Genomic DNA, 6,347 nt, shown 5'->3' with positions numbered 1-6,347 from the left:
GCATCCTAACTCGTTGATGTTCTGCCAAACCATCACCAAAAGCTGGGAAGAGCCCAAAATACTTGACAATTCGTGATGGTAACTAAATCGGGTAAGCCCCCGGCTTTGCCGGGGAGACTCTCAAACGTTTGACTGGGTGCAGCAATAGCAGAAAAATTCTCCTGTCTGAAAGCGAATGTGCTTTCGAGCTATCAGGAGAATTGAAATGGATTATCAGAAGCTAAATCACACGACATGGAATTGCAAGTATCACATTGTGTTCCTTCCCAAACGACGCAAGCAGGTAATCTTTGGCGAGTTGCGAAAGTATATGGGGGAAATTTTCCACGAACTGGCTCGGCAGAAGGAGTGTGAGATTGTCGAAGGGCATCTGCTTAAAGACCATGTGCATATCTGTATCAGTATTCCACCCAAGTATGCCGTTTCTGCCATTGTGGGGTCTATCAAGGGCAAAAGTGCGATTGCAATTGCCCGTCAGTTTGCTGGTAAAAGGCGCAACTATACGGGCGAGAGTTTTTGGGCACGCGGTTACTATGTCTCGACGGTTGGCTTGGATGAACAGGTAGTGCGAGCCTATATGCGCAAGCAAGAAGAGGAGGATGTCCGGTTAGAGCAACTGAATTTGCCGTTGCGGTGAGGCTGCTCGTCTCCTTGGGAGACACCTAACCCTGCCCCCTTGGGGGGCTAACAAAGATAAGCCTCCGGCAAAGCCGGAGGTGATTTAACTTCTGTTTGTGCATTCCCCTTGGCAATCGATAGAATCGGAATGAGCAGCACTAAGGCGCTAACGATCATAGATTTCATGGTCTAACCTCCAATTAAAAATTCCGTTGCATCAGATATTCACAGCAAAACTTCATTTGATTAGCTACTGACAAATCTCATGATTGACTTGTTGTAATGACTTCTGAATTTATAAATAAAAAACTTTATAAACAAACTCTATAAAACTGCATCAATCTTGTCTTGCACATTCTTGAGATTTTGGGCACATTCTTACTGACTTTGCAGAAATACTTTAGGCATGATGCCAAGTAATTGCTTGTAATAGTGATTGAGATGGTTTTAATGGGACACCTCCCAATGAGCAATGTCAACGACGGACTTTTCTCCCTGCCGCAACAACTGTTCGGCAGAATCATCGTATTCTGCGCCAAAACCCTCTTTAGATTTTGCTTTTGCAAGCAATTAATGAGTTGAAGTGGTGCGATCAGCAGATTGATAGCGTTGGAAGCGATCACGGAGAGAAACGATCACCACATACAGCACAGGCACCACAAATAAACTCAAAAACGTCGAGACAATCATGCCGCCGAAGACGGCTGTTCCCAAAGACTGTCGGCTGGCTGCTCCGCCCCCCGATGCTGTGACCAGCGGCAAAATGCCTAAAAGTGTTGCTAGTGAGGTCATCAGAATCGGTCTGAGACGAGTCTGAGCCGCTTCAACGGCTGCTTTGGGAATGGAAAGCCCAGTTTCTCTGAGCTGGTTGGCAAACTCAACAATTAAGATTGAATTTTTGCTAGCCATGCCAATTAGCATCACCAAGCCAATTTGGCAGAAAATGTCGTTTTCCAGTCCTCGAAGCAGTTGAAAGAGTAGAGCACCTAAAATAGCCAGGGGCACTGCCAAAAGGATGATCAAAGGATCGATAAAGTTTTCATACTGAGCGGCTAGAACGAGAAAGACAAAGACAATGCCTAAGCCAAAGATGATCATGACCTGTGAACCAGCTTGCACTTGCTCCAGCGATAAGCCCGACCACTCATAGGTCATGCCTTTAGGCAATCGTTCGGTTGCTACCTGCTGCATGGCGGCGATCGCCTCTCCAGAACTATATCCCGGAGCGGGTGAGCCGTTGATCTCAGTCGAACGAGACAAGTTATAGTGGCTGATCTGCTGAGGCGCAGTTGTTTCCGTGATCTCAACTAAGTTATTGAGCGGGATCATTTCGCCAATTTGAGAACGAACATAGAAGCGGTTGATATCTTTAGGGCTAGAACGGAACGGCTGGTCTGCCTGCACATAGACTCGGTAGATCCGCCCCAGAAAGTCAAAATCGTTGACATACTCCGATCCCAGAAAAACTTGCAGTGTGCTAAAAATATCCTGTAAAGAGACCTGAAGCGCTTTTGCTTTCTCTCGCTCTACTTTGACCAGCAACTGTGGGTTATTGGCACTGAAGCTAGAGTATAAGCTTCGCAACTGAGGCAACGTATTTCCTTGCTTTACTACTGAGCTGGTGGCTTGAGCCAGCGTATCAAAACCCCGGTTAACCTGCTCTTGTAGCTCAAACTGGAAACCGCCAAAATTGCCCACTCCTTGCACCGCTGGAGCCGGATAGCTATTGACTGTCGCACCGATGATGTTGCCAAAGGGTTTGCTCAGTTGAGCGATCACGGCATCAACTGACTGCTCGGCTTTTTTGCGTTCCGATACTGGCCTCAGCGTGACGTAAATTGTTGCCTGGTTGGCAGCACTGCCCGTATAGGTGAATCCAGCATCCGCGAAGACACCTGTGATTTCAGGAATCTTCAAAAGCTCCTGCTCAACCTGATGCATGATCTGATCCGTGTAATCTAGCGAAGAACCTTCTGGGGCTTGAATGGCTACGACAAAATAAGCTTGATCCTCAGTCGGGACAAAGCCTGTTGGCACTTGTTGAAAAATCCAGTAGGTCAATGCTAGAGAGAGAACGAAGCCAAAAACGATCGCACTCTTGAACCGCATCAAGTGTCTTAAAGCCCGGTGATATCCTGCTTGTAGCCCTGTCAGCACATGGTTGATCGGACTGAAAAACCATCCCCGTCGTTCGCTGCCTGCGCGAAGCAGCATCGCTGAAAGCACCGGGGTCAGGGTTAAGGCATTGAAGGTTGAAACCGCGATCGAAAAGGTAATGGTCAAGGCAAACTGCTTGTAGAGTTGTCCCGTTGTGCCTGGAAAGAAGGCAACTGGAATAAAGACGGCGGCTAGCACTAGAGACGTTGCCAAGACCGCACCAGAGATTTCCTGCATGGCAGCAGAAGCAGCCTGACGAGGCGACATCCCTTTTTCCTGAATGAACCGAGCAATGTTTTCCACCACAATGATGGCATCATCCACAACTAATCCAGTTGCTAGGACTAGACCAAACAATGTCAATGTATTAACTGAAAACCCAAATAGCTTTGTGAATAGGAATGTACCAATTAAGGAAACGGGAATCGTAATCGATGGAATTAGCGTACTTTTCCAATCCTGCAAAAAGATAAAGATAATGATGATCACCAGAACGATCGCTTCAAACAGTGACTTAATCACTTCATGCATCGACTCTTCCACAAAGGTTGTCGTGTCAAGCGCGATCGCATATTTGAGTCCAGGGGGAAACTGTTCAGCCAGTCGCTCTAGTGCTGTTCTGGCTTCTCTGGCTGCATCCAGAGCATTTGCCCCCGGTCGCAGCGAAACGCCAATGCCGACTGCACTCTTGCTATTGAAGCGAACCAGGACGCTGTAATCTTCCGCGCCCAGTTCTGTGCGCCCGACATCCTTGAGCTTAACCAGTGTGCCATCCTTGTCTGATTTGACAATCAGCTCGCCGAACTCTTTGGTATCAGTTAGCCGACCTAAAGCTCGGACACTGAACTGGTAGGGCTGATTGCCTGACGTAGGCGGCTGACCGAGCTGTCCTGCTGCAACTTGTGCATTCTGTTCCCGTATCGCGTTAGCGACATCTGCGGCGGTTAGATCTCGCACAGCAAGTCGATTAGGATCAAGCCAGAGACGCATAGCATATTTACGCTCACCGTAGAACCGCACCTCGCCCACACCATTTACACGCTTTAACGCATCTTTGAGGAATAAATCTGCATAGTTGCTGATGTATAGGTTGTCGTATTCATTGTTTTCGGAGTAGAGGGCGATCGCCAGGATTAGCTGTGTGGAGGTTTTTGTCACCGTTACGCCGGTCTTCTGCACCTCTTCCGGTAGCCTGCCTTCCGCAGCTTTAATCCGGTTCTGCACATCCACAGCCGCCAGATCAATGTCGCGTGACAAATCAAACGTGACGGTAATGGTGCTGCTGCCATCATTGCCACTCGTGGAAGTGATGTATTTCAGCCCTTCTACACCGTTGATTTCTTGCTCTAGCGGCACCGTAACGGCTGACTCGACTACTTCTGCACTGGCTCCCGTGTAGGTCGCTTTCACGACCACCTGCGGCGGTGCAACCTCTGGATATTGAGCGATCGGTAGCGTGAATGCGCTGACCGCCCCAACCAGAATAATGATTAGAGCCGAAACAATGGCAAAGACAGGACGCTTGATAAAAAAATCGACGAACATGGCATAACCTGTAGTGCATCAAATTTCCTGAAATCGAAAGGTTGTGAACCTAAACTGCGTCTATGGCAAATAGCACACCCAATATGCCGACTGGAAACAGCAAGAATGCTGCAAGCGGATTGAGTCGTCCAGCATAGAGAACTGTCAGACATAAAAGAGCAGTTGCGGCTGTAGAGACTGCCAATATGAGCAGAAATCTCATCATTCATCAGGTACTTCGCTATGAACTGGGCGCGATCGGTTTCATCGCTTCTGAGAGAATAGCTGTTCCATCCGAGAGTTGCTGAAGTCCAGAAACGACAATGTGTTCGCCAGGTTTTAGCCCTTCAATGACCTGGTAGTTTCCACCTTCCACTTCACCCAGGGTTACAGGTCTTTGACGAGCCACTAGTTGAGAATCGGCTTGAGCTTGAGCGACAAAAACAAAGTCTTTTCCACCCAGGCGAGAAATGGCAGTCGTTGGTACAAGCACACCCGGACGCTCATTCCAAATCACTCGGGTCAGCACTTGTTGATCGGCTCGTAAACGCTTACCTGGATTGGTGTAGAGGGCTTTAATCAAAATCGATTCACTTTGATTATTAACGCTAGGTGAAATAAAGAAAACTTGACTATTGCCGATCGACTTGCCCTGTCGATCGATAAGCTGCACGGTCATTCCAGGTCGTAAATCAGCCGCACGTTCTGAGGGCACCGACAAATTAACTTCTAGCGGTTGATTTTGGGTAATGGTTGCTAGTTGAGTGGAAGGACTGACATAGTCGCCTACCTTAGTTGGAATATTACCGATCGTCCCGGCAAAGGGAGCCGTAATCTGGTAGTACTGGAGTTCAACCTGCTGCCCGCTTACGTTGGCGGTCGTCTGTTGGAAGACTTTCTTCTTACTGGCAATGATCGACCGCTGGGCTGCAATGCGAGCTTTCGCGGCATCCAGTTCTGCTTTGGCATTATCCAGGTTATTGCGCCTGCCATCTAGCACTTCTTGGCTCACCACGCCTTCCTGGTATAGGGTTGAGTAGCGATCGTACTGTTGCTGTTGCAGTGCCACATCAGACGCTTTAGCGCGGCGATCGGCTTCCAAGGGCAGGAGGGATGCTTGAGCACTTTCAACATCGGCTTGGGCTGACGCGGCGACAGCACGAGAACTGGTAATTTCGGCCTGTTGGCGATCGGGATTGATTTGAACTAGAGGCGTACCTGCTGCAACTTCAGTTCCAGGCTGGACAAAGATTTGAGCCACTCGCCCATCAATTTGAGGTTGAAGTGTGATCGATCGCCGCGACTCTAGCTGCCCAATGAATTCCGAACTGTTGCGAACTGCACCAGTCTGGACTGAGGCAAGTTTGACGCGAACGACGGTAGCTTGTGCTTTTTCTGCTTTTGCCCTTGAATCAACTGAATGACAGGCTCCTGCAACTGTCAGGATTAAAACAGTTGAGAGTAACCAGCTAAATCTCCCTAGCATTGTTTGGCTCTTGCTCATAACTCCCTTCCCTTGATCGAAAATGATGTTCCTTAGCAGGAAACACTGGCGTGAGACACACGGCTGACGTTCCTGAATCAGTTTGTAGGGACGTTACAGGTAACGTCCCTACTCTGCATGCCTGGTTATTCCTGGGGTGGAATGATTTTCTGTAAAGAGCGCTCCATGATGAGGCGATCGCGTTCCAACAAGCGCGGTTCTGCTCGAACAGGCTGAGGTTTGGGATTCAAAGCACATTTAGCACTTTGTTGCACGTTCTCTGAACTTTGATTTGTCGGCTGTTCTGATGGTGTTGTCGCTTGTTCGGATGGTTTGATGGCAACCCAAGTTGGTTGTGGTGATGGCTGCGATCGTGGTGCTGTTTGTGCGTTTCCATTGATCGCCGACAAGATGGCAGTCAAGAGGATAAAGCCGCTCATAGTGATCGTGAATTTCATGGTTCAGCTTCCTAAATGGCAGGTTTATGCATTAAAAAAGCTAGCGCTTTGCCTCAGCCACGCAACAGTTGCAGCAAAAGCAGATGCGATCGCTTGCTGATGGAAAA

4 protein-coding genes are annotated in these 6,347 nt (G+C 48.6%); 1 reads left to right on the top strand and 3 read right to left on the bottom strand.

Annotation, left to right across the window (positions count from 1 at the left end; all coding sequences use genetic code 11):
* Positions 1 to 205: 205 nt before the first annotated feature.
* The gene (gene tnpA / locus AC5JLP_RS27770) at positions 206 to 637 is read left to right on the top strand and encodes an IS200/IS605 family transposase (RefSeq protein WP_496071084.1); all 432 of its coding nucleotides are present in this window, start codon (positions 206 to 208) and stop codon (positions 635 to 637) included.
* 551 nt (positions 638 to 1,188) lie between these two features.
* Here the strand turns inward: tnpA and AC5JLP_RS27765 are convergent.
* The 3 genes from AC5JLP_RS27765 to AC5JLP_RS27755 all read right to left on the bottom strand — a co-directional run bounded on the left by AC5JLP_RS27765 (position 1,189) and on the right by AC5JLP_RS27755 (position 6,240).
* Positions 1,189 to 4,320, bottom strand: coding sequence for an efflux RND transporter permease subunit (locus AC5JLP_RS27765; RefSeq protein ID WP_496071083.1), 3,132 nt, complete (start codon positions 4,318 to 4,320; stop codon positions 1,189 to 1,191).
* Between the two features lie 220 nt (positions 4,321 to 4,540).
* The gene (locus tag AC5JLP_RS27760) at positions 4,541 to 5,803 is read right to left on the bottom strand and encodes an efflux RND transporter periplasmic adaptor subunit (RefSeq protein WP_496071082.1); all 1,263 of its coding nucleotides are present in this window, start codon (positions 5,801 to 5,803) and stop codon (positions 4,541 to 4,543) included.
* Between the two features lie 125 nt (positions 5,804 to 5,928).
* Positions 5,929 to 6,240, bottom strand: coding sequence for a hypothetical protein (locus AC5JLP_RS27755; protein ID WP_496071081.1), 312 nt, complete (start codon positions 6,238 to 6,240; stop codon positions 5,929 to 5,931).
* Positions 6,241 to 6,347 lie beyond the last annotated feature (107 nt).

This window comes from Stenomitos rutilans, assembly GCF_059505485.1.
Note: the sequence above shows the minus strand (reverse complement) of the source record. Positions and strands in the feature narration are given on the sequence as shown.

Bases quoted from the DNA above. Each gene is read 5' to 3' on its own strand.
- tnpA (WP_496071084.1), top strand. From the start codon at position 206: ATGGATTATCAGAAGCTAAATCACACGACATGGAATTGCAAGTATCAC.
- AC5JLP_RS27765 (WP_496071083.1), bottom strand. From the start codon at position 4,320: ATGTTCGTCGATTTTTTTATCAAGCGTCCTGTCTTTGCCATTGTTTCG.
- AC5JLP_RS27760 (WP_496071082.1), bottom strand. From the start codon at position 5,803: ATGAGCAAGAGCCAAACAATGCTAGGGAGATTTAGCTGGTTACTCTCA.
- AC5JLP_RS27755 (WP_496071081.1), bottom strand. From the start codon at position 6,240: ATGAAATTCACGATCACTATGAGCGGCTTTATCCTCTTGACTGCCATC.